21 protein-coding genes and 2 pseudogenes are annotated in these 26,869 nt (G+C 69.9%); 17 read left to right on the forward strand and 6 right to left on the reverse strand.

The window, feature by feature from the left end:
* Positions 1–209 precede the first annotated feature (209 nt).
* The 5 genes and pseudogenes from ACZ7DE_RS33005 to ACZ7DE_RS33025 all read left to right on the forward strand — a co-directional run bounded on the left by ACZ7DE_RS33005 (position 210) and on the right by ACZ7DE_RS33025 (position 3,838).
* Positions 210–665: an SDR family NAD(P)-dependent oxidoreductase gene (locus tag ACZ7DE_RS33005; protein WP_470767648.1), complete on the forward strand. Its 456-nt coding sequence runs from the start codon at positions 210–212 to the stop codon at positions 663–665.
* A 70-nt stretch (positions 666–735) separates the two neighbouring features.
* Positions 736–1,071: pseudogene (locus ACZ7DE_RS33010) on the forward strand (protein kinase domain-containing protein); the annotation flags it as partial.
* Positions 1,053–1,195: pseudogene (locus ACZ7DE_RS33015) on the forward strand (IS5/IS1182 family transposase); the annotation flags it as partial. The pseudogenes ACZ7DE_RS33010 and ACZ7DE_RS33015, both read left to right, overlap by 19 nt.
* Positions 1,196–1,350: 155 nt before the next feature.
* Positions 1,351–2,859: a DUF4246 domain-containing protein gene (locus ACZ7DE_RS33020; protein ID WP_470767650.1), complete on the forward strand. Its 1,509-nt coding sequence runs from the start codon at positions 1,351–1,353 to the stop codon at positions 2,857–2,859.
* A 370-nt stretch (positions 2,860–3,229) separates the two neighbouring features.
* Positions 3,230–3,838: a response regulator transcription factor gene (locus ACZ7DE_RS33025; RefSeq protein ID WP_470767652.1), complete on the forward strand. Its 609-nt coding sequence runs from the start codon at positions 3,230–3,232 to the stop codon at positions 3,836–3,838.
* An 82-nt stretch (positions 3,839–3,920) separates the two neighbouring features.
* Here the strand turns inward: ACZ7DE_RS33025 and ACZ7DE_RS33030 are convergent, their stop codons facing one another.
* From ACZ7DE_RS33030 to lanKC, 4 genes are all read right to left on the reverse strand, one after another.
* Entirely contained in the window at positions 3,921–5,915 is a 1,995-nt protein-coding gene (locus ACZ7DE_RS33030) for an ATP-binding cassette domain-containing protein (protein ID WP_470767655.1), read from the reverse strand.
* Entirely contained in the window at positions 5,912–7,723 is a 1,812-nt protein-coding gene (locus ACZ7DE_RS33035; RefSeq protein WP_470767657.1) for an ABC transporter ATP-binding protein, read from the reverse strand. The genes ACZ7DE_RS33030 and ACZ7DE_RS33035 overlap by 4 nt, the downstream gene beginning before the upstream one ends.
* Positions 7,724–7,843: 120 nt before the next feature.
* The gene (locus tag ACZ7DE_RS33040; protein ID WP_470767658.1) at positions 7,844–7,972 is read right to left on the reverse strand and encodes a SapB/AmfS family lanthipeptide; all 129 of its coding nucleotides are present in this window, start codon (positions 7,970–7,972) and stop codon (positions 7,844–7,846) included.
* 4 nt (positions 7,973–7,976) lie between these two features.
* A complete protein-coding gene (lanKC, locus tag ACZ7DE_RS33045) occupies positions 7,977–10,592 on the reverse strand; it encodes a class III lanthionine synthetase LanKC (RefSeq protein WP_470767660.1) in 2,616 nt (871 codons plus the stop codon).
* Positions 10,593–11,022: 430 nt separating this feature from the next.
* Here lanKC and ACZ7DE_RS33050 point away from each other — a divergent pair, with 430 nt between their 5' ends.
* Entirely contained in the window at positions 11,023–11,721 is a 699-nt protein-coding gene (locus tag ACZ7DE_RS33050) for a DsbA family protein (RefSeq protein ID WP_470767662.1), read from the forward strand.
* 389 nt (positions 11,722–12,110) lie between these two features.
* Here ACZ7DE_RS33050 and ACZ7DE_RS33055 read toward each other — a convergent pair whose 3' ends face one another.
* Positions 12,111–12,644 carry a 2'-5' RNA ligase family protein gene (locus ACZ7DE_RS33055; RefSeq protein WP_470767664.1) on the reverse strand — a complete coding sequence of 178 codons (534 nt, stop codon included), beginning with the start codon at positions 12,642–12,644 and terminating at the stop codon, positions 12,111–12,113.
* A 313-nt stretch (positions 12,645–12,957) separates the two neighbouring features.
* Between ACZ7DE_RS33055 and ACZ7DE_RS33060 the strand changes: the two genes are divergently transcribed.
* From ACZ7DE_RS33060 to ACZ7DE_RS33100, 9 genes are all read left to right on the forward strand, one after another.
* Positions 12,958–13,587: a hypothetical protein gene (locus ACZ7DE_RS33060; RefSeq protein WP_470767666.1), complete on the forward strand. Its 630-nt coding sequence runs from the start codon at positions 12,958–12,960 to the stop codon at positions 13,585–13,587.
* Between the two features lie 376 nt (positions 13,588–13,963).
* Positions 13,964–14,548 carry a DinB family protein gene (locus tag ACZ7DE_RS33065; protein ID WP_470767668.1) on the forward strand — a complete coding sequence of 195 codons (585 nt, stop codon included), beginning with the start codon at positions 13,964–13,966 and terminating at the stop codon, positions 14,546–14,548.
* A 272-nt stretch (positions 14,549–14,820) separates the two neighbouring features.
* Positions 14,821–15,000: a VOC family protein gene (locus ACZ7DE_RS33070; protein WP_470767669.1), complete on the forward strand. Its 180-nt coding sequence runs from the start codon at positions 14,821–14,823 to the stop codon at positions 14,998–15,000.
* A gap of 286 nt (positions 15,001–15,286) precedes the next feature.
* The gene (locus ACZ7DE_RS33075; protein WP_470767671.1) at positions 15,287–16,639 is read left to right on the forward strand and encodes an L-fuconate dehydratase; all 1,353 of its coding nucleotides are present in this window, start codon (positions 15,287–15,289) and stop codon (positions 16,637–16,639) included.
* A complete protein-coding gene (locus ACZ7DE_RS33080; protein WP_470767673.1) occupies positions 16,636–17,403 on the forward strand; it encodes an SDR family NAD(P)-dependent oxidoreductase in 768 nt (255 codons plus the stop codon). The genes ACZ7DE_RS33075 and ACZ7DE_RS33080 overlap by 4 nt, the downstream gene beginning before the upstream one ends.
* A 39-nt stretch (positions 17,404–17,442) precedes the next feature.
* Entirely contained in the window at positions 17,443–18,486 is a 1,044-nt protein-coding gene (locus tag ACZ7DE_RS33085; RefSeq protein WP_470767675.1) for a sugar ABC transporter substrate-binding protein, read from the forward strand.
* A 45-nt stretch (positions 18,487–18,531) separates the two neighbouring features.
* Entirely contained in the window at positions 18,532–20,085 is a 1,554-nt protein-coding gene (locus ACZ7DE_RS33090) for a sugar ABC transporter ATP-binding protein (RefSeq protein WP_470767677.1), read from the forward strand.
* Positions 20,078–21,112, forward strand: a complete 1,035-nt coding sequence (locus tag ACZ7DE_RS33095; RefSeq protein WP_470767679.1) for an ABC transporter permease — start codon at positions 20,078–20,080, stop codon at positions 21,110–21,112. Before ACZ7DE_RS33090 ends, ACZ7DE_RS33095 begins: the two co-directional genes overlap by 8 nt.
* Before the next feature lie 181 nt (positions 21,113–21,293).
* Positions 21,294–23,765 carry a SpoIIE family protein phosphatase gene (locus ACZ7DE_RS33100; RefSeq protein ID WP_470767681.1) on the forward strand — a complete coding sequence of 824 codons (2,472 nt, stop codon included), beginning with the start codon at positions 21,294–21,296 and terminating at the stop codon, positions 23,763–23,765.
* Between the two features lie 502 nt (positions 23,766–24,267).
* Here the strand turns inward: ACZ7DE_RS33100 and ACZ7DE_RS33105 are convergent.
* A complete protein-coding gene (locus tag ACZ7DE_RS33105) occupies positions 24,268–24,816 on the reverse strand; it encodes a hypothetical protein (protein WP_470767683.1) in 549 nt (182 codons plus the stop codon).
* 563 nt (positions 24,817–25,379) lie between these two features.
* On the opposite strand from ACZ7DE_RS33105, the gene ACZ7DE_RS33110 reads away from it, so the two are divergent.
* Positions 25,380–25,808, forward strand: a complete 429-nt coding sequence (locus ACZ7DE_RS33110; protein WP_470767685.1) for a hypothetical protein — start codon at positions 25,380–25,382, stop codon at positions 25,806–25,808.
* 260 nt (positions 25,809–26,068) lie between these two features.
* A complete protein-coding gene (locus ACZ7DE_RS33115; protein WP_470767687.1) occupies positions 26,069–26,674 on the forward strand; it encodes a cadmium resistance transporter in 606 nt (201 codons plus the stop codon).
* Positions 26,675–26,869: the final 195 nt, after the last annotated feature.

Genomic DNA, 26,869 nt, shown 5'->3' on the forward strand with positions numbered 1-26,869 from the left:
CTCACACGTCGTGCTTTCCCGACGGCACTCCGCGCCGACGCTCTGCTCGGTGTGCCCTCCCGAGCCGCGCTCCCCCTCCTCAGGCGTGGTCACGCCCACGCCTTCCGCCCCTGGGCCGCCGACGCGGCGCACGCCCCCGCCGACGACCGGGTCGGCCCTTCCTCCACCCGTACACGCACCCCCAACAACAGAGCCAAGGGAGAACTCACGTGGAACGGCTGGCCGACCGAAGGGTTCTCGTCACCGGTGCCGCCTCGGGCATAGGTCGGGCGACGGCACTCAGGCTGCTCGCCGAAGGTGCCCGCGTCGTCGCCACCGACATCGCCGACGACGCCCTGGCGGAGACACTGGCCCTCGCCACCGAGGCCGGTACGGCCGACCGGCTCGTCACAGCGTTGATGGACGTCTCCGACGAGAACGCGGTCAACGAGGGCGTGGCACGGGCCGTCGGCACGCTCGGCGGGCTCGACGCACTGGTCAACGTGGCCGGCATGCTGCGCGGGGCCCATACGCACGAGTGCTCCATGGACTTGTGGAACCGCGTCATCGCCGTGAATCTCACGGGCGCCTTCCGGTCACCAGGGCCGCCCTCCCCGCCCTGCTGGAGACCGGCAAGAGCGTCGTGGTCAACTTCAGTTCCACCTCCGCCCAGTTCGCGCACCTGATGACGGCGGCGCACTCCGCGAGCAAGGGGAGATTTCGGCCTGACCCAGCTGACAGGAGCTCAGGAACCGAAAAGGCACACTGGGCTACATGGCTCCCGAGCGTTTCGACGGAAGGGTGACAACCGCGAACGACGTGTACTCGTTCGCGGTTACCGCAGTCGTTGCGGCATCAGGCACCTGGCAAAACGAACACCGCACTGTGGCCAGCACCGTGAGCAAGGTAGCGCAATATCTCTCCAGCAACGTTCGACGCCGGCCCGACTATGACCCCAGCCTGTTCTCCGAGAAATTCAGCTCCCTGTTGGGAAGGTGCTTCGAAGAGGACCCGTACGACCGCCCCACCATGGACGAAGTGATCGACTGCATTGAACAGGAAATGTCACCAACGGATCGAGAATCCCCCTGATCGTCGACCGCCGGGTCTGCCCTCGCCGATCGGCATCTCCGCCGTGAACCTCCACGGCAGTCAGGCTCTTCCGCTGGTGTGCGGCATCCCGCCCATCCGCTCCCGTCGTGGGCGCCGACGCCGTGGCGGCTCCACGGCCACATCGAGCGCGAACCGGACACCACGCGACCACATGAAGCCCTGGCACCCGGACCAGTGATGACGGGGACCGCGGCTGCGGTGTCAGTGTGCTGAAGTATCCTTCCCGCCACCGCACACCGACCGCTAGGACCAAGAGAATTGACTGGCCTGACTGCTTTCCCGCTGCCGTTTCATGCCTCCCGTTCCATATCGTTCGAGACACCCCGAACGCTGCGGGAACTTCAGATGATGCAGTGCAGCTCGCTCATTCGGGCGAAGCCGGAATGGTTCAACAAGATGAACGATGCCGACATCGTCTCCCGGTGGACGCAAGAAGCGGTCGCCCAGGGCCTCACCGAAGCGCAGGTTCGCTACGTGCTGGCCGAACTCCGGCACTACGCCGCACTGCGGGACGGACGAACCGGCGTCGAGGTGTCCGCCGTCGACGGGGTGTGGCAGTCGGACACACTGGTCGACGACGAGCTCAGAACCCGGCTGCGCGAGGCGGTTCGGGTTCTTGAACGGGTTCCCGAAGCAGAACAGGACTGGCATCCCGGATCCGACGGCCAGGTGCTGGATCTGGTTCATCCCTCGCTCTTCTGCCTGGTGAGAGAAGTGAGCGGTGCACCCGAGAGGGCTTGGCAGAACCCGACGGACCGCTACTCGAAGTACGAATTCTCGGAGAAGTTCCAGTGGCTGCCCACGGACGTGGACGTCAGCGACGACGGCGAGGTCGCCTTCCGTTCGTACGTCAACAACGTTCACCCCGAGACTCATCGCGAACTGGCCTCCCTCCTGCCGGACTTGTTCGCGCGCTTGCGCCCGCTGTTCGAGAACGTGCTCACCGATCTGCGCCATCCGCGGCCCCTGCGGATCGAGGCCGATCCCTTCGGGTGGTACGACTCGGAGCCGGAGTACCCGAACAAATCCGCCTACAGTGACGATGGGACCTACGCAGAAGCCGTCCGTGCATGGGAAGCGGCCCAGGACGACTGGTGGGAAAACCGCCGCCCGGCCGTCCCGGACGCCCCGGCCTTCACGCCGCCCGCGTTGCCCGATGAATCCGCCCGGGTCGACCTGCGCGGCCGCCGTCTCCAGGTCATCGTCAAGCTCGCCACCATTCACCTCACCCCGGACAAGCCCGAGTACCCCGGCGGTTCCTGGCATGTCGAGGGGATGATGAACGAGCGGATCGTCTCGACCGGCATCTACTACTGGGACAGCGAGAACATCACCGAAAGCCGACTGAGCTTCCGGGCGGCACTCGACGATCCGCACTACGAACAGAACGACGACAACGGTCTGCGCGAGGTCTACGGCCTCGAGGACGAAGACCCGCTGAACCAGATGCTGGGATCGACACCGACCCCAGCGGGCCGCTGCCTGGCGTTCCCCAACATCCTGCAACACCGCGTCGGCTCATTCCGCCTCGCAGACCCCACCCGCCCGGGACATCGCAAAATTCTCGCGTTCTTCCTGGTCGACCCGTCGGAAAACATCGTCTCGACATCCGATGTGGCACCGCAACAACCATGGTCCGCCACCTCGACCATGACGCTCGAACAGGCCAAGGACTACCGCGAACAACTCATGCAGGAACGCAAGTTCTTCGTCGACGAACACAACGAGCAACTCTACGAGCGAGAATTCTCCCTCTGCGAGCACTGATCGGCGCATGACGGGCCACCGCGCCGTCCGCCGTCTTCGTTACCGGTCTCGGTGTGCTGCACGGCGGTGCGGGCGGGCCTGCCCGGTGTGAGGTGGCCGTACGGGTTGCCGGTCACGGCGTGCCGGGTGGGCGAGGCGTCGACGGTGAGGATGCGGGCGCGCCGGTGGCGGACGGCCAGGGGGCTGCGTGTCGGGCTGCGCCGGCGCCGAGATTCGGTACACGAACCCGAGGGGGGATGCGTCCGTCCGCACCCGCCGTTGGGGGGTTGAGACACCGGGGCGTCCGACAATCAAGGGCATAGGTGGTGATACGTCGTACGGTGTTGTCACAGTGTCAGAGGCACGTTGCGCTGGTGACCGATCGGGAGCGATGTTGATCCGGGTGCTGCTGGTCGAAGAGACGGACCTGCTGCGCGGGGCACTCGCCGCCTTGCTGGCCCGTGAGGAGGACATCGAGGTGGTGGCCGTCTATCCGGGACATGAGCAGACGGTGGCGCGGGCGCTGTCGTACCAGCCCGACGTGGTGGTCATCGACAGCGACGGAAGTGAGGACGCAGCGCTCGGAACCGCACGAGAGCTGGCCCTGCGGTTGCCGGAGTGCCGGACGTTGCTGGTGACCCACTCGGCGACCACCGGGTTCCTGAGGCAGGCGCTGGCGTCGCGCGTCGCAGGCCTCGTCGGCAAGAACGGCCCCAGCGACATCCTGGCGAACGGGGTGCGCAGGGTTGCCGGAGGTGAGCGGTTCGTCGACCCGGAGCTGGCCCTGCTGGCGCTCTGCTCGGCGGAGAGCCCGTTGACGCCGCGGGAGCTGGAAGTGCTGCGGCTGGCGGCGGACGGCACGCCGACCCGGGAGATCGCCGAGCGGCTGTCGCTGTCGGTGGGGACGGTCCGCAATCATCTGAACGCCGTCTCCAGGAAGACCGAGGCGCGCAACCGCATCGACGCGATCCGGATCGCTCGCGAGGCGGGGTGGTTGTAGGCCCCACGGAACCGTGGAGGCGGAGGACAGGCGGATCAGGACCGGACACCGCTCGTCGCCTCGGCCGTCTCGGCACGCCGGACTAGTCGGCCGTGTCGGGCGCATGGGCCACATGAGCCGCATGGGCGGCATAAGCCACGTCCCGCGTGTCGGTCGTCATGTGGTCCCAGTGGCCGATCAGGTCGCGGTAGAGGACGCAGTCGGCCATCAGACGGTCATGGGTGCCCAGGTGATGGCGTGGGCCGTCCAGCACGAGGACGAGGTCGGCGCGCAGGGCGGAACTGATCCGATGGGCGCAGACGATCAGGGTGGCGGGGCGGGCGGCGAAAGCGTGTTCGGCGACCGCCTCGGCTGCCGGGTCCAGGTGGCAGGTGGCCTCGTCCAGCAGGAACAGCCGGGCGGGGGGCAGCAGGGCGCGGACCAGGGCGATCAGCTGGCGCTCCCCGGCGGACAGCAGGGCCGGCTCCACCGGTGCGTCGTAGCCGCCGAGGCGTTCGGTGAGGGCGGCCGCGCCGATGGCGTCGACGGCCGAGTCGAGGTCGGCCTGTGTGGCCGTGGGGTGGAGGTAGGAGAGGTTCTCGCGCAGCGTGCCGGTGAAGACGTACGCCTCCTGCGGGATCAGCACGCGCGATTTCGACAGTGCGTGCGCATCCGGTGAAGCGTCCGGGGCCGGGGAACGGACGGGGACACCGCCCAGCCGGACAAGGCCCGACTGCGGCTCCAGCACACCGGCGATGAGCGCGGCGAGCGTGGACTTCCCGGCGCCGCTGGGGCCGACCACCGCCAGATGGGTGCCCGGCGTGAGAGTGAGGTCGAGGTCACGGATGACGGGTCCGGCGGACCGGGCGTAACCGAAGGTGACCTCACGGAGCTCGACGCCCGCTCCCCCTGGCGACACCTCCCCCGGCACGGGGGAGGAACGCGGGGCCGAGGGTGACGCCTCGGCGGCGGGGTGCGGGCCGACGGGCGCGCCCTGTGTCCCGGGCTTCGCCGCATCGGCGCCGGTGAACCGTGTGCTGCCGGGCTCGGCGCCGGTGGCGGCGGCTTCTCGCGGGGGCGCCCCCCGAGCCGTTGACGCGGGAGCCGCCGCGGACGCGGTCCCCGTCGTCCCCGAGGTCGCCGGCGCGGCCGTCGTCGTTTCCAGGATGCGGGCGGTGGTGACGAGGAGCCACAGGCCGCTGCCGCCGACTCCGCGGACGAAGTGCTGCAGGGCCGGTTGGAGGCTTTGCGAGAGGTAGGTCAAGGCGCCCAGGATCGCGCCCGTGGTCATCCCCCCGCGGAGCAGCCACGGGGTGCCGGCCAGGATGAGGACGACGGGCAGCCAGCCGCCGATGCCCAGGGCGGCGGTGCGCAGGGCGGTGAGGCGGGCCAGGGCGCGGGCCGCCTCGGCGGCCGTGTCGATGCGGCCGTCGAGCCGATGGCGTACCAGAGGCTCGGCGCCGCAGGCCGTCACGTCCCGCAGGCCGTCGGCCGTGGCGGTCACCTGTTCGGCGATCGCCTCGTCGGCGAGCACGACCCTGCGCTGGCGGGCCGCCAGGGCTCGCAGGGCCAGGAGGAAGAGGGTGAGGCCGACCATGAGCGGTGGCAGGACGAACAGGAGGAGCGCCGGATCGAGTGCCGTCAGACCGATCAGCACGCTCACGGCGGTGACGGCGAAGGTCTGCACGAACATCACGACCGCCCCGTACGATTCGCGGGCGATCTCGACCTGCTCGGTCAAGCGGGCCACCCCGGCCGAGTCGGGGGGACGGCCGAGACGGGCGGAGCGGCGCAGTGTGCCGGTGGTGACGAGAGCGACCAGGTCGTCCCGGAACGGTTCGACGACCTCGGCCAGTTGGAGAGTGGCCTGCCGCGTGCCCCAGGCGCCGACCAGGGTGGCGACGGCCAGCAGCCCGAGCCAGCCGAGGCCCTCGGGGACATGGTCGGCGAGGAAGCCGTCGTCGACGGCCCGGGCGACCAGCAGGCCGGAGAGCAGCGCGGGTACGGCCTGGACCAGTGACCAGCCGGTGAGCCGGACGAACGGACGGCGCCGTGTACGGAGGGTGGAGCGCAGCAGCCGGCGCGCGCCCGTGTTCACCGTCTGCCCCCGCGATGCTGCGACGCCGGGCGTCCGCCGTCGCGGGAACCCGCCGGATGTCGACGGGCTTCCTCGTTGTCCGGTCGGAAGACGGCTCGGTATCCCGGATCGCTCCACAGCGCCCGGTGGGTGGCCTGCCGTCGGACGTGGCCCGCGTCCAGCCAGACGACCAGGTCGGCGCGGGCGGCGGTGGAGGCGCGGTGGGTGACGACGAGCCGGGTGCGGGTGGCGAGGGGGCCGGAGCCGGTGAGGACCTGGGTGATGTGGTGTTCGGTGACGGTGTCGAGGCTGGCGGTGACGTCGTCCAGGACGAGAAGACGGCCGGCCCGGGCGGACTGGGTGAACGCGCGGGCCAGTCCCACCCGTTGGGTCTCTCCGCCGGACAGCGGGGCGGAGGCGACGGCGGTGGTGTAGCCGTCGGGCATGGTGCGCAGGAAGGCGTCCGCGCGGGCGATCGTGGCGGCCTCCCGCACCGCTTCGTCCGGGACCCGCTCCGCCGAAGGCCCGAAGGCGATCGCTTCGGTGAAGGTCTCCCCCAGCAGGGCGGGCCGTTCGAAGCCGTAGGCGACGGCCTGGCGCAGGTCCGTGCGGGTCAGGTCGCGCAGTGGTACGCCGTCGAGCCGTACCTCGCCCTCGTCGGGATCGGTGAGCCGGCCTGCCAGTGCGGCCATCAGGGACTTCCCGGAGCCGGAGCGCCCCACGACGGCGGTCAGGGCGCCTTCCGGGATCTCCAGGTCGACGCCGTCCAGGACCGTGCCGCCCTCGGGAGCGCGAACGGTGACGTGGTGGAACTCCAGTCGGCCGCCGCCTCCGGTGGGCAGCCGGGCGTGACCGTATGCCATCGGGGGCGAGTCCAGTATCTCGGCGACCCGCCCGGCGGTGGCACGGGCGAGAGCCAGTCTGCCGACGGAGGCCACCAGGGAGCTCACACCGGTGGCCAGTACGACGTACTCGGTCGCGGCCAGCAGCTGACCCGGTGTGATGCGATCCCGGGCGAGTTCCAGTCCGGCCACGGCCAGGACGGCGATTTCGAGCAGGGGGACGATCACCGCGTCCCGGGCGGACACGCGGGAGAGGGCACGCCACGTCCCCCGGCCGTGCCGGTGGAGTTCCGGCAGCGGTGCGAGGACGCGGTCGGTCTCGCGGGCCAGGGTCCCGGCGGCGGTGATGGTGCGGATCCCGGTGAGGGCGTCGGCGAGCCGGGTGGCGATACGGCCCTGAGTGGCGAAGTAGCGGTCGTTGACGTCGGAGACGTCGCGGGCGAAGGCGTGGACCATGAGGACGATCAGCGGAAGCCCGCTGAGGAAGGTGAGACACAGCCAGGGGTCGATCAGGGCGAGGGCCACCACGGCCCCGATCGGGGGAATCAGTTCGGTGATCGCCCACACCAGACCGGAGGGGGCGCTGCCTGCCTGGCTCGTGTTGCCCACCAGCCGCGCGGTCAGGTCGCCGGGGGTGTGGCGGCGGGTGGCTCGGGGACCCATGTCGAGGACGTGCCCGAGCAGGGTGTGCCGCAGCCAGGCGGTGGAGCGGGCGTTGGCGACGGCGCCGGCGTAGTCGTCCAGTGCGTCGCACACGATGAGCACGGCGACGGCGACGGTCGAGAGCGTCAGCCACAGGGTGATGTCGTCGGGGCCCAGTACGGCGTCGACGGTACGGCCCATGAGAGCGGGCAGGACGACGTAGATCCCGGAGAGCAGCAGGGACGTGGCGACCAGGACGGCACCCCAGGCTCCGCCTCGCCGGACCGCCGTCAGCAGCAGACGGTCCGCCGCGCGTCGGCCGCCCGGTTGCTCGCGTCGGTCCACGGCCGCTCCCGTCGTCGTGCTGGTCCCTCGGCGGCGCCCTGGCTTCCCGGAGCGCAGGGGTGGGCGGAAGGGGCGGGGGCACCCGAGGTGCCCCCGCCGTCGTGTCAGGAGCCCTGGCCGCTAGCAGAACAGGATGCTGAAGAGGCTTCCTCCTCCGAGGAAACAACCCTTGCTCGCCCGGCTGCCCAGCGGTGGCTTCAGGCCGGTCTCCGACTCGATGGTCAGACCCTGCAGTTCGAGGAGTGACATACGCTCACCTCCTTTCTCGAACGTGGTGGGGGACGGGGAAGTCATGTGCGGACACGCCCGGTGTCAGGAAGGGCAGTCCGGTGGGCGTGGGGTGGCAGGCGGCGCCCAGGGCGAGCACGACGCCCGCTCCGCCGGTGGCCAGGTCCATGGACAGTCGCATCAACTGCTCGCCGGGGAAGGCCAGTCGGCCGTCGAGCACGCAGGCGTGGCGGGCCAGGCGGCGTATGTGGGCCGCGACCACGGGGTCCCGCGCGGCGGCGGTGCCGGGCGGGTGGGCGCGGCTGCGGTGGAGGATCATCCCGGCGACGCCGTCGAAGAGGCCGGGTTCGACGTAGAACGACGCCCGGGAGGCGTTGCGGATCGCGTCGACGGCGATCGCGAACTCGTCGTCCGCGCGTTGGGTCAGGAAGTCTTCGAGGACCATGCCGATGCCCACGCTGCCGTCGGCGAGATAGGGCATGGTACGCCATCCCTCGTTCACCTCCATCGAGCCTTCTTCACGGATGACACAGCGGCGCAGGTCCTGGCGAAGGGCGGTCGCGGCGAGGTCCAGGTGCGCCGGGTCGCCGTCGTACTCGTGCAGGCGCAGGAACAGCAGCGCGGGCCCGGACGAGCCGTACATCAGCCCCGCCCTCGGGTGGTCGCCACCACTGGTCTCCGGTACGGCGTCGGCGGGGCCGAGCCGGTCGGCGACGGTGGCCGCCACGCACCGGGCGGCGTCCCGGAAGGCTGCGTCTCCGGTGGTGGCCGCGAAACGCAGCAGGCTGAGCCCCATGCCGGACAGCCCGCCCTTGAGGTCGAGAGCCAGGTTCTGCCAGCGTTCGCCGAGGCACATGTCGACGATCTTGACGGCCTCCTCGTGGTGACCGAGACGGTCGAGGACGAACGCGACGCCGTGCAGACCGTCATAGAGGCCGAGGCGGGTACCGGGCGGCGGGTGGAGCGCGTGCCGGATCAGCCAGTCCTCGTGGTCGGCGTGGCGTCCTGCGCCCGTCACGTCCAGCGCGTACAACACCCCGGCCGCGCCGTGGGCCAGGCCGAGGCCGCCGCCGGGCGCGGTGAACTGCTCGATGTCGCCCGGGAAGAGCCTGTCGTCGCGCTCGGGCGTGGCGGAGGCGAGGATCGCGGACGTGATGGACTCGCGGGCGCGCAGCCAGCCGTTGTGGTCGGGGTCGAGACGGCGTTCGTCGTCGGCCCCGGTGGTCGGTGCGCCGTCGCCGGTGATCGTGCGCACGGCGTCGTCGAGGAGGCGGTCGGGCACCGGGAACAGCCGGCCGCTCTCCCGGGCCAACTGGCCCGCCTTGCCGCGGTCCAGTTCGATCAGACCCGTCAGCGGCAGGAACAGGGCGATCTCCAGGCAGGCCAGTGCGTATCGGTCGATGTCGAAACCGGTGGCGGTGCTCGGGGCGTGGAAGCCCGGGGCCGCCAGCACCTGGTGCCGGGCGTGGGCCACGTCCGAGGCGCCCTCGAAGTCGATCAGGACCACCGTGTCGTCGGGCCGGACCATGACGTTGAAAGTGTGCACGTCGCCGATGACGACGCCCCGCGCGTGGACCGCCGCGACGGCCTCCCGCACCCGCCGGAGCACGTCCAGGGCCCAGGCGGTGTAGTCGGCGAAGGCGCCCGGAGCCGGGTCCAGCGCGGCGAGCGGACTGCGTTCGACGATCAGTTGGTGCAGGGGCTTTCCCTCGATGAGGTCCTCGACGACGAAGTGGTGACCGCCCAGTTCGAAGTGGTCGCGGAGCACGGGGACGCAATCCAGTCCGCGCAGCCGTTCCAACGCGTCGCGCTCACGCCCCAGTCGGGCGACGGCGTCCGCCCCGTCCGGCGTGAGCCCCGCGTGGGGCCGGGCCTCCTTGAGCACGACACGGCCTTGCGTGCGCCTGTCCACCCCGGCGTACAGTCCGCCGCCGTTGGAGAAGTGCAGTGCCCTGTCGATCCGGTAGGGCAGGTCGGCGACGGTGGTCCGCCGGCTCGCGGCCAGGTGGGGTTCGAGGAATCCGGGCAGGTCCACCCATGCCGGCACCTGGAAGATGGGACCGCGCACGTCGGGCACCAGGCGCCCTGAGGGATCCGCCACCGCCTGCTCCACCGCCCCGTCGGCCGACACGCAGTAGCGGTCGGCGAAGGCGCCGTATCTGACGTGGAGCGGGCCGTCCCGCCAGCGTAGATCGCTGAGGATGTACGGTCCCGGCCGGCCGTCGAGGATGTCGCCCAACTCGGTCAGGACGCGCTCGCACTCGGTCTCGTCCCTCGGATAGACGGTCACGAACTTCCCGCTCGACCCGCGGTGCGCGTACTTGGCGTTGGCGAGGAACAAGGTCTCCAGGTCGGGGAGGAACTTGAACGCGATACGGCGTGGCACGCAGTAGTCCCACACCTCGTCCAGGATGGCCTGGGCGTTGTCCAGGCAGGCCGAGGCATGGATCTTCCAGCCCTGCGGAGGGAGCCGTACGCCGACAGGACGGAGGGCCAGCCACTCGCCGACCTTCTCGCGCTTCCACGATCCGGGGAGCGGGCTCTGCGTCTGGCGGAACCGGGCGTGCGTCCCGCCGGGTGAGGACGGGGCGTCGTAGAAATGCGTGTCGGTGAGGCAGTAGACCTCATACCGCTTGTCCACGACAGCCTCCGGATCAGACGCCTTTCTGAGCGGTTTTCTGGCCTTCCGTTCCACCTTGGCAGAGGGGCGGAGCACGGACATCGTTCGTCTGTCACCGGCCCTCTGTGAGATGCGCACAGTCCGCCCTGCACGGATCACACGCCTGGCCTGTGCACATCGCACACGTGGATCGAGGGCCGCCCCGCAGGCACCCGCCGCGGTACCCCCGCGGGCCCGGCTGCGGCAGCAGAGGGGGCGGACGACCGCGCCCCCACCTCTGTCTCTTCCTCTGCCACTGCCTCCGTGGAGGACCGCATCAGGATCTCCGGGCACTCGATGGTGGTGACCACCGGAAATGGTGTCGTCGGCCGTCATCGCAGTGATCCAAGGTCACGCTGTTCGCGGGAGGGGATGACGCATGGTGCGTGGGGGAAGGGTGGCTGTGCTGTGCATGGCCGCAGTGCTGCTGCTGACGGGGTGCGGGCAGCGGGCGGCCGAGGGCAAGCCCGCGTTCGAGGGAGCGGAGAAGCTGCCGGAGGCACTCGGAGAGGACGGCACCACCATCCTGGTGGGCGATCCGGACGCGAAGACGACCGTGCACCTCTACGAGGATCCGCGGTGTCCGGTCTGCGAGGAGTTCGAGACCGCCGGCGGTTCCTCGAAGTTGCGGGAAGCCATGCTCGACCACCGGGCAAGGACCGAGTACACCTTGGCCTCCTTCCTGGACGACCGGCTTGGCGGCAGTGGGTCGCAGAAGGCGGTCAACGCACTGCGCGCAGCGCTGGAGGAGGGCAAGTTCGTGGAGTACCACGAAGTGCTCTACGCCAACCAGCCCGAGGAGAGCGTCGACGGGTACACCGACGACAGTCTGCTGCAACTGGCCGGCAAGGTCGAAGGCCTGCGCAGCCCCGAGTTCGACGCGGCCGTGAAGAACATGAAGTACCGCTCCTTCGTCACCGCCTCCCAGAAGGCATACGAGCGGGCCGGGGGCGCGAAGGAGCCCGACGGACCGGGGACGCCCACCGCTGTGATCAACGACAAACGCATCCCGACGCAGTACTACGGTCTGCTCTTCGACCCTGACTCCTTCGCGCGACTGCTGCAGCAGATCTTCGACAGTCCCGGGGAGTGGGAGAACACCACCTTGTGACCGGCGCGCGTCGTTCTGTTCGGCGTCGCCGGTCGCATGGGCAGCGAGTCCTCGTCCTGCGGGACGAACATGCGGGGGCGGCCGTCACCGGCATCTCACAAGGGCGAACCCGCCGGGGCTGACCGGCACCTGCGACGCGCTCCCCCACTCTTCACCGGGCATCGGGCATCGGGCATCGGCGCAGGACGCAATGGCCGTCAATGCCACACCCAGCCGTGTCGCCCCTCCCCCTCCAACAGGAAGTGCCCGCCGGGAGTCCTCTCCGGCGATGGATGTGCTGCCACCCGAACAATTCTGCCCACTGGGCGGACGAGATCGCTGTCGAGGCTCGGGGCAGGTGCGGTGGCTGCCTTCGTTTTGCGCTGACCGGTCGGGGCCGACGGTTCCTCTCAGAAACGAGGCTCAAGCACCTCCAAGGCGCCGGTTTCGGTGTCGTAGCTGCGCAAGGTGGTGAGCCGGACCGACAGCGGAGGCGCCGGCAGCAGCTCAGTGACCCGTCGACCGGCGAAAGCACCGGTCCGCCGGGTCCGGCCGAGCGTGACGTGGGGGCTCCAGCGCCCGGGTTCATGGAGCGGGTTGAGGGTGCCGGGCGGACTGTCCGAGGCGACCGCCTCCCACACCCGGCGGTGCAAGCCGGCCAGCGCACTGTCGAGGTCCAGCGCCCACGCCAGCACCGAGGTGGGCCGCTCGAAACGGACCACGCCGGTGAACCTCACCGCCAGTGGCAGAGCGGCCGCCACCTCGGCGAGCTCCCAGCGAATCGGGGCAGTCAACTCCCCGCACGACGCCAGCGTGAGGTGCGGGCTGTTGGTCGGAGAGCGGTGGCGCGCCTGACTGGGCAACCCCGCATCCGCGAGCCGCCGCCAGGCCTCCCGCACGGCCGCATCCGCCGCCTCATCCAGCAAAACCTCGACCGTGCGCACCAGCGCAGCCTACCGACGATCACCCGCGGTCTCGCCGATGGCTGCGCTCAGGCCAAGGACGGTATCGACAGCAGCACGCGGCCAGGGGATTTCCTGATGGTGGGAGAGGAACCCACATGGCAACGGCGCACCTGCCGTGTCACTGCACCGCTGCGGACGACGACGCTGCCCTCCTGGCCGGCGGCCCATCGCCCGAATGGGCTCAGTAGTTCGCCGTCATCGCGCGAGGCACAGAGCATGAGGGAGTGCGCAGGAAGGTAGCGGAAGGTGATGAGCCCCCGTGTCTCGTGCGGGAGGAAGAGGCGAGCCCCCCATGAGGAGACGCGTTCCCCAGGACCGAAGAGGGTCACGGCGTGTCGCTGCCCTGTTGGCCGCGATCGCCTGTGGCTCCGTTCTGGTCGCATGTGACTCGGACAGCGGCGACGACAGCGGTTCCCCCTCGTTCACTCCGAGACCGACGCCGCCCCAGACATCGAATTTCAGCGGGACGCCGCCGTCCGCCGGCGCTTCGGTCGCGTCGTCGATCATCGAGTCGGCGAGCTCGCGGGCGGCCTCAGCAGCGGCCTCCGCCTCCGCGCGGGCGTCGGAGTTCGCCGCGTCGGTTTCCGCCGACACGGCCCGCGCCGCCGCAACCGCCGAGAAGGAGCTCAAGGACGTCAAGGGCAGTGGCAACGCACGGGCCGACGTCACCATGACCGGCCTGCCCACCTCTGCGACCGGCGGGCTTCGTGCCGTGGTCGTCACCATCACCAACAACACGGACGAGAAGGCCTCCTACGCCGTGCAGGTCGACTTCAAGAACCCCGACGGGAAGGTCGTGGAGACCAGGTACGTCGGCAAGGAGAACCTGGAGCCGGGGAAGCGGGTGCAGCCCGTCGCGATCAGCAGACAGCCCCCGGAACCCCAGCTCACCCCGGTGCTGGCCAAGGCCCAGCGCTACTGAGGACTCACAGGCCCGCAGCGCAGCCGGCGACAGCGGCTCCGCCAACCCGATCACCGAGGCCGGACCAGACACACCGACGCCGCCCACTTCGCGAACCTGCGCGGTCAGAGCGCTGGCCAGGTCAGGACGGGGCCTCCGACAGGGCCAACAGCCTTGCGGGACGGCGGCCGACCCGATGGCTGCCGACCGGAGCGGCGCATCCGGCGGACGATCCCACGCAGGCGACGAGCCTGAGAGGTTGTCTCACGTGACAAGTTTCGCGAGCTTCTTGCAGCAGGTGAGGGCGGCGGCCAAGGCCAGGCCTCGGCTCGGTCGGTCGTTGCGGACCACGTAGGGATCTTGAGACCACGAACAGCCCATGGCAGGCTCATGCCGCATGATCGATGAATTCGCGAAAGACAACCTGCACAGGAGACTGTGGCGGGACCGCGAGGCGCTGCTCTGGAAACTCGACGGCTTGTCCGAATACGACGCCCGCAGACCTTTGACGGCGACCGGCACCAACCTCCTCGGCCTGGTCAAACACGTCGCCACCGTCGAGGCCAGGTACTTCGGCGAGGTCTTCGACCGCCCATCCCCGGAACCGCTGTCCCGCTGGCAGGACTCCGACGGCAGCGACCACTGGGCGACCGAGGACGAGACCCGCGATCAGATCATCGGGTTCTACCGGCGCGCATGGGAGCACTCGGACGCGACGATCAACGAGCTTCCCCTCGACGCCCCCGGCCACGTGCCGTGGTGGCCGGAGCCTTATACCCACACGAACCTGTTCGCCGTCATGGTCCATGTACTCGGCGAGACCATCCGGCATGCCGGGCACGCCGATATCCTGCGCGAGGGCCTCGACGGCCGCACCGGCGTGCGCGCCGAACACGAGCAGCAGATCGACGAGGAAGCCCGTGCAGCCCACTGCACGAAGATCGAGCAGGCCGCCAGGTCGGCCGCATCAATCAAGGCTTAGTGGTTGTCTCACGTGAAGTGATGTTCGGACGGCGCGATGCCGGTCGTGGGCGCTGATCCATCGAAGCGTCCGGTTCTTGATGAACTCTGGTCCTGGCCGCCCCGTTGCTGCCGTCGTTCGCGGCTCGTCAGCAAGGTCGTGGGACCGCTCCGTGCAACGAGCGGGCGAACTCGGGCTTCTGACGAACCGCCGCACCGCCCGCGTCCGCGACCGTACCCGGTCCATCCACCGGCTGCGCCACGCAGTGACCGGTATGCTCCCCGCGCATCAGCGTGTCGGCCCGCGAGGAGGTCGACACGGTCGCCGAGGCTGCGCTCGCCGCGGGCGGCTCCGAGGCGGACGGCCCCGAGGACCACGGCTTCATGTACTCACGCGGCTTCTTCGACCTCGACGGCCACGGCTGGCAGGTGTGGATGGATCCGTCGAGCGCCCCGGACAGCTCAAGCTCCTGAACGCCCGTGCGAACGTGATCCTGCTCGGCCCGGCGCCATCCACGACCCGCCACGAGTACCGCGTCGGCCGCGGATCGCACCCTCCACACGTGACCAGTCGTTCTTCCGGCTCCCGCTCCAACGGAGCGATCAGGTTCCGCGGCAGTCCTGACCCAGCCCCCGAAAGCACAGGCGTGTGGTCGTGCGGTCGGGGCTTTTGGGCGATATACAGTCATTTGGGTGTCCGAGCTTGCCGTCAGGCCTGACTGTGTGGAGTTCTCCCGATGACGTCGATGAGCCGCCTGCCATGAGGCCCCACCCGACGCTGGGGCGGATCACGGCGCTGGACGCCCACGACATCCGGTTTCCCACGTCTCGTCGGCTCGAGGGGTCGGACGCGATGAATCCCGATCCGGATTATTCGGCGTCCTATGTGATCATCCGCACCGACGTCGGAGACGGGCTGGAGGGGCATGGGTTCTGCTTCACCATCGGCCGGGGCAATGAGGTCGAGGTGGCGGCGATCAACGCGTTGCGCCCGCATGTGGTGGGACTGCGGCTGGGAGAGGTCCTGTCCGACCTCGGGGGGTTCTGTCGCTCGCTCGTCGGCGACAGCCAGCTGCGATGGCTGGGCCCGGAGAAGGGCGTCGTGCACATGGCCATCGGGGCCGTGGTGAACGCCGTGTGGGATCTGTACGCGAAACGGGAGGGGAAGCCGCTGTGGAAGCTGCTGGCCGACCTTGCGCCCGAGCAGGTGGTCGCGTTGATCGACTTCCGCTATCTCGAGGACGCGCTGACCCCCGACGAGGCATTGGGGATCCTGCAGCGGGCGCGGGACGGGATGGAGGAACGGGAGGCGCGGCTGCTCGCTGACGGGTATCCGGCGTATGCCACGTCTCCTGGCTGGCTCGGGTACCCCGACAGCAAGGTCGCCGGGTTGGCCAGGGAGGCCGTCGACCGTGGGTTCAATCAGATCAAACTCAAGGTCGGCGCCGATCTGGAGGACGACGAGCGGCGGTGCCGGGCCGCGCGGGGGACGATCGGCCCCGGCGTGCGGATGGCGCTGGACGCCAACCAGCGCTGGGGGGTCACCGAGGCGGTCGGGTGGATCCGGCGGCTGGCGGAGTTCGACCCGTACTGGATCGAGGAGCCGACCAGTCCGGACGACGTTCTCGGTCTTGCGGCGATCCGCCGGGAGGTGGCGCCGGTGCGGGTGGCGACGGGCGAACATGTGCACAACCGGGTCATGTTCAAGCAACTGCTCCAGGCGGACGCGATCGACTTCCTGCAGGTGGACGCCTGCCGGGTCGCCGGAGTCAACGAGAACCTGGCGATCCTCCTGCTCGCCGCCAAGTTCGGGGTCCCCGTGTGCCCGCACGCGGGCGGGGTGGGCCTGTGCGAGCTCGTGCAACATCTGGCGATGTTCGACTACCTGGCGGTCTCCGGCACCTTCCAGGACCGGGTCATCGAGTATGTGGATCATCTGCACGAGCACTTCCTCGACCCGGCCGTGATCGTCCGGGGGCGGTACGCAGCCCCGACCGCTCCCGGCTTCAGCTCCGCGATGCGGCCCGAGTCACTCGCCGCGTACGCGTTCCCCGGCGGCGCCGCCTGGCAGGCCCCGTACGACGTGCCTCCGGCCCAGGGCCCCCCGGCATGAACTCCGGGGCGGAATTCCAGGGGCTGACCGCGGTCATCACCGGCGGTGCGTCCGGGATCGGCCTGGCCACGGCCGAGACCCTTGCCGCTCGGGGGTGCCGGGTGGCGGTGCTCGACCGGAGTCCCGGTCCGCTGCCGGCGGGGCTGCACCCGGTACAGGCCGATGTCGCGGACGCCGTATCGGTGGCCGCCGCTGTGAGCCGGGTGGCGGACCTGTTCGGAGGCCTGGACGTGCTGGTCAACAATGCCGGCATCGGCGCGCTGGGCACCGTCGAGGACAACGCGGACGACGAATGGCACCACGTGTTGGACATCAACGTGCTCGGCATCGTCCGCACCAGCCGGGCGGCACTGCCGTATCTGCGCCGGTCTCCCAGCGCGGCCATCGTCAACACCTGCTCCGTCGCGGCGCTGGCCGGCCTGCCGCAGCGGGCGCTGTACGCGGCCAGCAAGGGCGCGGTGCTCGCGCTGACCCTGGCCATGGCCGCCGACCACATCGGTGAGGGCATCCGCGTCAACTGCGTCACCCCAGGCACCGTGGACACCCCCTGGGTGCGCCGGCTGCTCGAACACTCCGACGACCCGGAGGCCGAACGCGCTGCTCTCGTCGCCCGCCAGCCCTCCGGCCGCCTGGTCACCGCTCAGCAGGTCGCGGACGCCATCGCGTATCTCGCCGGGCCGCTGGCCGGTGCCACCACGGGGACGGCACTCGCCGTGGACGGAGGGATACAGGGCATCCGCAGATGTCCTGACGCCTTTCACTGACATGACCGACCACGGACCACCTACTCGGAGCCGAGCACCATGAAGCGACGCATCGCCGCCGTCGGAACAGCCCTCGCACTCGGCTGCGGGCCGGCCGTCACCGCCTGCGACGGGGACACGAGCAACACCACCGACACCGCTTCGGGCAAGGTGGGAGTGGTGCTGCCGCTGCTCACCTCACCGTTCTGGGAGTCGTACGACTCCTACATCCCCAAGCAGGCCGCCGCCCAGGACGTCCGCGTGCTGCAGACGGTGAACTCCGACTCCGATCCGGGCAAACAGATCACCGACATCCAGAATCTGCTCGCCCAGAACGTGAAGGGCCTGGTCGTGTCGCCGCTGGACTCCGCGGCGATCGTCGCCGGGCTGAATGCCGCGGAGCGCAAGCATGTGCCGGTCGTCGCCGTCGACGTGGCGCCGGACAAGGGCAAGGTCGCGATGGTGGTCAGAGCCGACAACCGTGCCTTCGGGGAGAAGGCCTGCCGACAGATCGGCGGCGCGGTGAAGACGGGCAAGGTCGTGCAGATCCAGGGCGATTTGGCGTCGGTCAACGGGCGGGACCGGTCGGAGGCGTTCAGCGCGTGTATCAAGAAGAACTACCCAGGCATCAAAGTGCTGGACGTTCCCGCCGTCTGGAAGGCGGACAGGGCGGCGGCCGGTCTGGAGGCGCTGTACACCGCCAACCCCGATATCAAGGGCATCTACATGCAGTCCGGAGGCGTGTACCTGGCCCCCACGCTGAGCACGCTGCGGCGGCACAACGCGCTGGTGAAGGCCGGTAGTCCAGGACACGTCGTGATCGTCTCCAACGACGGCATCCCGCAGGAGCTGGACGCGATCCGCCAGGGTCTGATCGATGCGACCGTCTCCCAGCCGGCCGACCAGTACGCCAAGTACGGCATCTACTACATCAAGCGGGCGATGGAGGGCCAGACCTTCCACCCGGGCCCGACGGACCACGACAGCACCATCGTCCGGCTGCCCAGCGGAATCCTGGAGGACCAGCTCCCGGCGCCGCTGGTGACCGAGGACAACGTCGACGACGCGTCGCTGTGGGGCAACCAGATCGGCAAGAGCTCCTGATACCCGAGAGACCGCCTCCCCGGGCCCCCAGGAAGCGAGACCGCGATGAACCAGACGCCACCGACCGACCCCCACCCCGATGCCGCCGGCCGCCTCGCGGTGGCCGAGGCCCACGGGATCCACAAGCGCTACGGTCCCACCCTGGCCCTGGACGATGCGCGGATCGTGGTCCGGGCCGGTGAGTCGCACGCCCTGGTCGGCCGTAACGGGGCCGGCAAGTCGACCCTGGTGGCCATCCTGACCGGAGTGCAGCGGGCGGACCGCGGCGTCGTCCTGTTCGACGGCGAACCCGCGCCCGGCCTGGCGGACCGCGAGGCGTGGCAGCGGCGGGTCGCCTGCGTCTACCAGCAGTCGACGATCATTCCTGATCTCACGGTCGCCGAGAACCTGTACGTCAACCGGCAGCCCACGGTTCGCGGCCAGGTGATCAGCTGGCGGCGGACGCGCGCGGCGGCCCGCGAGCTGCTGGACGCATGGGGTGTGGACGTCGACGAGAACGTGCCGGCCGGCCGGCTCACCGTCGAGGACGCCAAGATGGTGGAGATCGCACGGTCGATCTCGCGCGGAACCCGTTTCATCGTTCTGGACGAGCCCACCGCCCAGCTGGACAGCCGGGCGATCGACCGACTGTTCACCCAGGTCCGGCGGTTGCAGCAGGCCGGGATCACCTTTCTCTACATCTCCCACCACCTGGAGGAGGTCTACGCCGTCTGCCAGGTGGTCACCGTCATGCGGGACGGCCGCCGGATCACCACGGCGCCCGTGGGCGAGCTGAGCAGGACCGAACTCGTCGAGGCGATGACCGGAGGGCGGGGCGCGGGCGCCGTCCCCGGCCTCGTCGCGACCCGCCCGCAGCGGGCGGCGGACGCAGCCGCGGCCGTACGGGTGCACCGGCTGAACGGCGCGCACTTCTCGGACGTCAGCTTCGCCATCCGGTCCGGCGAGACGGTGGGGCTGACCGGGCTCGCGGGCTCCGGGAGCCATCAGGTCGCCGAGGCGCTGGCCGGGCTGTACCGGCCCGACAGCGGAAGTGTCGAGGTTCTCGGCCGTCCGACGCGGCCGGGCAGCGTCCCTTCGGCGCTCGCCGCGGGCGTGGGCTGCGTGCCGCGCGACCGGCACCACGAAGGGCTGGTACCGGAACTGTCGGTGGCCGAGAACGCCTCCATGACCATCATGGACCGGCTGGGGCGGCTGGGCGTGATCTCGCGCCGCACCCGGGCCGGCTTCACCCGCCGGACGATCAGCGCTCTCGACATCACGACGGACGGCCCGGACCAGCCGGTGAAGAACCTGTCGGGCGGCAACCAGCAGAAGGTCGTCATGGGCCGGGCGCTGGCCACCGACCCGAAGGTCCTGGTGCTCATCAATCCGACGGCGGGTGTCGACGTGCAGTCCAAACGGGCGCTCCTGTCGGTCGTCGACCGGGCCGGGGCCGCGGGACGCGCGGCGCTCGTCGTCTCGGACGAGCTGGCGGACCTGCGGATCTGCGACCGCGTCCTGGTGATGTTCAACGGCTCTCTCGCCGCCGAGTACACCGCCGGCTGGACCGACGAAGAACTCGTGGCCTCGATCGAAGGGGTCGGCACCGGACATGAATGACACCGCGCCGAACGGCCCGGCGTCCGGTGGCGGGCCGGCCAGAGCGGTCCGCCGCCCCGTCCGCGCGCTCGCCCTGGGCCGGATCCGCGACCTGGCGCTGCTGCCCGCCGTACTCCTGCTGCTGGTCATCGGCGCGGTCAGCAACGAGAACTTCCTCGACCGGGATAACCTGCTGAATGTGCTCAGCGCCTCCTCGGCGCTCGGACTGCTGGTGCTCGCCGAGGCGATGATCCTGATCAGCGGCAAGATGGACCTCTCACTGGAGTCGATCGCGGGGCTCGCGCCGGCCCTCGGCTTCATGGCCGTGATCCCGGCCGCCTCCGCCGGTTTCGGCACCGACTTGCCCACCTGGCTCGGCCTGCTGATCATTCCGCTCACCGGAGCGCTGATCGGGGCCGTGAACGGCCTGCTGATCGTCAGGCTCCAGCTCAACGGATTCATCGTCACCCTGGCGATGAACATCGTGCTGCGCGGAGTCCTGGTCGGCATGGTGTCCGGCAAGACCCTGTTCGACGCCCCCGCCGCGTTCTTGGCCCTCGGGTCCGACAACTGGCTGGGCGTTCCCGTCTCGGTGTGGGTGACCGGCGCCTGTTTCGCCGTCGCCGGGTGGGCGCTGCGCTACCACCGGCTGGGACGCGCGGTGTACGCGGTGGGCGGTAACGCCCCCGCGGCGCGGGCGGCGGGCATCCGGGGCGACCGGGTGGCCTGGGGAGTTCTGGTCATCGGCGGGACCCTGGCCGCGCTGGCCGGTCTGGTGGTGGCGGGACGGGTCGGGGCGATCAACGCCAATCAGGGACAGGGCCTGATCTTCACCGTGTTCGCGGCCGCCGTCATCGGCGGCGTCAGCCTGAACGGCGGCAAGGGGTCACTGGCCGGGGCGTTGCTCGGGGTCCTGCTGCTGGGCATGCTGGAGAATCTGCTCACCCTGGCGCAGGTGTCGTCCTTCTGGATCCAGGCCATCTACGGCGCGATCATCCTGGTGGCGCTGATGATCGCCCGGCTCATCACCGGCGAGGGCCAGGAATAGAGCGAGGCGCGGGAGCGGATCCAGCCCCCGGAGCAGAGCGAGCACCGGAGCAGAGCGAGGCCCCGGAGAGAGCGCGGGACCCCGGAGCGGAGCGAGACCCGGATGCGGCTCGAGGGGAAGCAGCGCTGGTCGATAACTCTTAGAATGACCGATATGCCATCCGCCAGATGGGACGGCTGTCATGATGTTGCCCAAGGAGGTAACGCCGAACGGAACGCGCGGACCGTTCGAGATGGCGAATATGGCCACCGCGATGATCGACGCGAAGGGCAAGGTCATCGGCTGGACGGGGGCCGCTGAGCGGCTCCTGGGATACGGCGCGGTGGAGCTCCTCGACCGCTCCGCCGCCACACTGCTGGCGCAGCCCGAAGACGCGTCACGGGCGGCCGAGGTCGCCGAGGAGTGCGAGACCCGCGAGAGCTGGGTCGGCCTGGTGGGCGCCCGGCACCGTGACGGCCGTCGCCTCGAGGTCGGGCTGCGGGTGACCGCGATGTCCGACACCGCCGACCGCAAGGCCTGGCTCGTATCGGCGATCGACGTGTCGAAGGCTCCGACCTGGGCGGTCAGCGTGGAGGTGCTGGAAGCCTTTCTCACCCGGTCACCGCTAGGCATGGCCGTGCTCAGCCCCGACCTGCGGTACGTGTGGATGAACGACACCCTGGAGCGCTACGGCGGTGTGCCGCGCGAGGAGCGGCTCGGGCGCCGGATGTCGGACTCGTTGCCGGGCCTGAACACCGAGGCGCTCGAAGCACAGATGCGGCGGGTGCTGGAGACCGGCGTGCCGGTCATCGACTACGAGTACCGGGGCTGGACCTGGGCGGATCCGCACCAGGAACACGCCTACTCCACCTCCTTCTTTCGGCTCGACGACCCGGACGGCAGACCGCTGGGCGTGTGCTACATGGGCATGGACGTCACCGACAGATGGCGGGCCCGGGAGCGCCTCGCCCTGCTCAGCGAGGCCAGCGCCTGTATCGGGGGCACCCTGAACGTGATGCGGACCGCCCAGGAGCTGGCCGACTTCTCGGTGCCGAGGCTCGCCGACTTCGTGACCGTCGATCTGCTGGAAGCGGTGCTGCAGGGTGATGAACCCGGTTCGCGGCCGCCCGACGGCACGTATCCGGCGCGGCGCGCCGGACAGCAGTCGATCCACGAGGGCTGTCCGGAATCGGTGATCGCCACCGGCGACCCGATCGCGGCCCCCATGTCCTCGCCGTACATCCAGAGCATGGTCAACGGCACCTCGATCCTGGAACCGTGCCTGGACCCCGACGCCACCCCGTGGGTCGCCGAGGACCCGGCCCGCGCCCAGAGCATCAGGCAGTTCGGGTCGCCCTCGGTGATGTGGGTGCCGCTGGCCGCGCGCGGCACCGTGCTGGGAGTGGCCACCTTCGTGCGTACGGAGCATCCGCAGCCGTTCGAGGAGGACGATCTGCTGCTCGCCGAGGAACTGGTCGGCCGGGCCGCGGTGTGGGTGGAGAACGCGCGCCGCTACACCCGTGAGCACGCCGCGGCGCTGGCGCTGCAGCGCAGTCTGCTCCCGCAGGCGCTGAACGGCGGGACCGCCATGGAGGTGGCCTCGCGCTACCTGCCGGCCGGCGCCCGGGAAGGAGTGAGCGGCGACTGGTTCGACGTGATCCAGCTGTCCGGCGCCCGGGTCGCCCTGGTCGTCGGTGACGTCGTCGGGCACGGCCTCAACGCCGCGGCGACCATGGGCAGGCTGCGTACCGCCGTACAGACCCTGGCTGACATGGACCTGCCGCCAGATGAGCTGCTGGCCCACCTGGACGACCTGGTGATCCGTTTGACGGAGGAGAAGGGCGCGGACGACGAGCCCATCGCCACCGCGGTACTGGGCGCAACCTGCCTCTACGCCGTCTACGATCCGGTCACCCAGCTGTGCACCATGGCCCGGGCCGGGCATCCGCCGCCCGCCGTGGTCACCCCCGCCGGCAAGGTCGTGTTCCCGAACCTTCCGGCGGGCCCTCCGCTGGGCCTCGGCTCCTTGCCCTTCGAGTCCGCAGAGATATCCCTCCCCGAGGGAAGCCTGATCGCCCTCTACACCGACGGCCTCATCGAGAGCAGTGACCAGGACATCGACGTCGGGCTGTCCCGTCTCAGCCATGTGCTCGCGCAGTCCGGCCTGCCGCCGGAGGAGCTGTGCTCGGCGGTCGTGAACAACCTGCTGACCGGCCCGCAGACCGACGACGTCGCGCTGCTCCTGGCCCGGCCGCATGCGCTGGGCGCCGACCGGGTCGCCTCGTGGGACCTGCCGACGGATCCGGCGATCGTCGCGAGCGCCAGGGAACTGGCTGCCCGCCAGCTGCTCGGATGGGGACTGGAGGACCTGGTGATGACCACGGAACTGGTGGTCAGCGAGTTGGTCACCAATGCCATCCGGCACGGAACCGGACCCGTCAGACTGCGGATGATCCGGCATGACAAGCTGATCTGCGAGGTGTCCGACGCCAGCAACACCTCGCCCCGGATGGGCCATGCGCGGACCACCGACGAGGGCGGCCGGGGGCTGTTCCTGGTTGCTCAGCTGACCCGCCGTTGGGGTACGCGTTACACCCGGTCCGGAAAGATCATCTGGGCAGAGCAGGACCTCCCGGCACATCCCGGCGCAGATGGACCCCGGGGCGGGCACTGACGGCCCGGCCGCTTGACGGCCCCTCTGCGGCGGCGGCGCTGTCCACGAGTACCCGTAAGCCGCGTGACCTGAGGCGAGGACTTCTCGAGGAGCAGCAGTCAAGACCTGTGGACCAGACCATGGCGAGCCCTGACCCGATCCTTGGGCCATGGGCCATGGGCCATGGGCCATGGGGACCCTGACTCGATCCATGGGCCACGGTTCAATCGGTCATGGGCCCGACGGCTCTCGGTGGCGTCGGCCATGGCGATCAGCTCCTTGGCGCCGTCCGTGCGCACGCCCATCAGCACGAGCACGCGCACAAATTTCGCCTCGGCGAAGGGACAGGAGCCTGCTGTGCGGTTCCTCCCCCTCTACCGCCCTCGGAACTCTGGAGTGGTCCTGTCGCTCAGGGGGCGGGGCTTGCCGGCGGCCGTGGTGGCGGCCCCAGGATTCGTCGTACCGTCACGACCCCACGTGTCGGCGTACACCTCTCGTGGCTCCACGCAGTGCGAGTACGCGCTCAGGGCCAAATGGGTTGGCCGGGAGGCCGGGTGGGGTCGTACTGCGTGCGGGCGAAGGCGTCGTTTGCACGATGGACGGTGTCGGGTTGCGGCGGTGCCGGCCAGACGCTCAGCAAGTGCTCTTCCACAGGAGTGTCGCCTTCGTGCGCATCGCCTTCATCGCGTCCGCGAGCCTGGACGCGGACGCGGTACCAGCCCGCGCCGGCTGTGGCGAAGTTCCCGGCCTCGTCCTCGACGTCCCCGCCCCATCGGAAGAGCCGCAGGATGCCGCTCGTACTGCAGATGCTCACGTCCACCACGGTCTCCCACTCCTGGCCCGGCAGGAGTGGTTCATCCGCGCAGTGCTGGGTGGTCAGGCGTATCCAGCCGGTGTGCGTGCCCGCGAGCACGGTGAGGTGTTCCGGGCCCCCTGCTGCCAAGCTGTTTCCCTCATGGATCCGCCTGACCGTGTCGCTGTCGTCGTACTCGCTGAGAAAGTCGTCGCCCTGCAGGTAGTACTGCCTGTAAGAGACGAACATGCGGTCTGAAGTCCACGTGGTGTAGCGCATCCACCGGATCATGCCCTGCACCACTGACAGACACGACATGCGGCACTCCCCCGCCTCGCGCGGCCGCCGGCACGAGAGGGAGAGCGCGACCTGCCGTCGGCGCGCCCGTTGCGTTCGAGGCTCGCAGCGCACGCCCAGAGTCGACCGATGGCACCGCTCCAGCGGAACGGCAGGAGCTCGATGTGGACCTCACGGGCCGTGAAGGAATGCCCGTTGGGCATGCCCGTTGCGATGTGTCGGCTCCGACCAGGGCGGCAACGAGAGTGACTGCGTCGCAAGCACTGCGGCGGCCCGCACCGCCGTGCCACGAGTGATTGCGGCACATCTACCAGCCTCCGATACCGGAGCCCACACCCGCCGCCGACGATGTCGAGCCCGGAGTGGTTCACCCGGCAGGGTGCGGCATTCCTCACGAAGCTCCGCCTGCAATCCAGCACCGGAATCAGTCAGAGATCACGTAACATCCAGGTCGATCCGAACAACTGCCGCAGTTGCCCGCCTAGTTGGAGATTTCTCCACACCTCGACCAAGGGTGACTGCGCAAGGGGGAAGGAACAACCAAGATGACGTCATCCACTCTCCGCCGACGCGTCGCCGGAACCGCAGCCACCGTTCTTCTGATCGGTGCCGGCGCCCTGGCGACCGCGCCTTCGGCAACGGCCAAGGCCAACCTGCTGACCATCGACAAGGTGTCGCAGCACACCCCCGGCCTGCAGGTGAAGGTCACCTACTCCTGCGACACCGGCATGGACCACCAACTCGTGGCCAACGCGACGACGCTCAACCACAGTCCCCACGACCAGTCCATCGCTGCGGGCACCATCAAGAAGGACAAGCTGGTCTGCGACTACAACGACCATGTAGCGCTGGTGACCCTGCGCCCGGCCGCGGGCTCACACTTCGACAAGGGGGACAAGGTCAAGGTCACCGTCTTCTACTTCGACAACGACGGGTTCAGGTACGGCGACGCCGAAACGGTGGCCGTCCTGTAGGACGGGGTTTCGTCCCGGCAGGCGACACGCGGCCGGGAGACCTCGCATGTCGTCGGCCGGGCGGCTCCTGGCGCTTGGAGCCGCCGCTAGACCGGTCCGTACGGCAGGACCGCCGGACGGCTGCAGACCGAGGGGGACGCTCGGTGTCGCCGGCCCACACCGACTCGGCCTCGAGGTGTGCTGCCACTCTCGGCCAGGGGCTCGGTACGGGGTCCCGGTAGCGTCACCGGGACCCCGTACATGAAGGAGAGCACCCACTCGTGAACCTGGGCATCATCGGGCAGGCCGCCGGGCTGTTCGCCGTGACCAACGTCGACGACCTCCTGGTCCTGGCACTGTTCTCCGCCCAGGGAGCCGGGCGCCGTGGCTCCACCCGCCGCATCATGCTCGGCCAGTACCTGGGCTTCGCCGCGATCCTCGCCGTGTCGGTGACAGCCGCGTTCGGCGCCACCTTCCTACCCAAGGCCGCCATCCCCTATCTCGGACTACTGCCTCTCGCACTGGGTCTCAAAGCCGCCCGGCAGGCGTGGAAAGACCGTCGAGAGGGCGGTGAGGGTGATGAGGATGCGCAGGGCAGGGAAGGCGGGCCGAGTCCATGGGAGGTCACCGCGGTCACCTTCGCCAACGGTGGCGACAACATCGGCGTCTACGTGCCCGTCTTCGCCACCGCCGGCATCGGCGGGATGAGCGTGTACGCCGTGGTGTTCCTGGTCCTGGTGGCGGTGTGGTGCCTGGCGGGCCGGTACTTCGCCACCCGCCCGGTCATCGCCAAGGGTCTCGCCCGCTGGGGCCACGTCCTGCTTCCGCTGGTCCTGGTCGCCCTCGGCCTGCTCATTCTCGTCGAGGGCGGCGCCTTCGGTCTGTGACGTGACCGGCACCCACCGTTCGATTCCTCGGCGACGTCCGGACGCCTCCCAAACCAGCGCACCAGCGTTGTCATCCTCGTGGCCGAACCGGCCCGCACCGCAGAACGCGGTTGACATAGAGGCGCGGCGTGCGCTTGCGTGGGCACAGAGGTCCTTCGCAGCAGCGAGGGCCCACGCCATCCGGGCAGGAGACGG

The sequence above is a fragment of the Streptomyces sp. NPDC037083 genome (assembly GCF_055606485.1).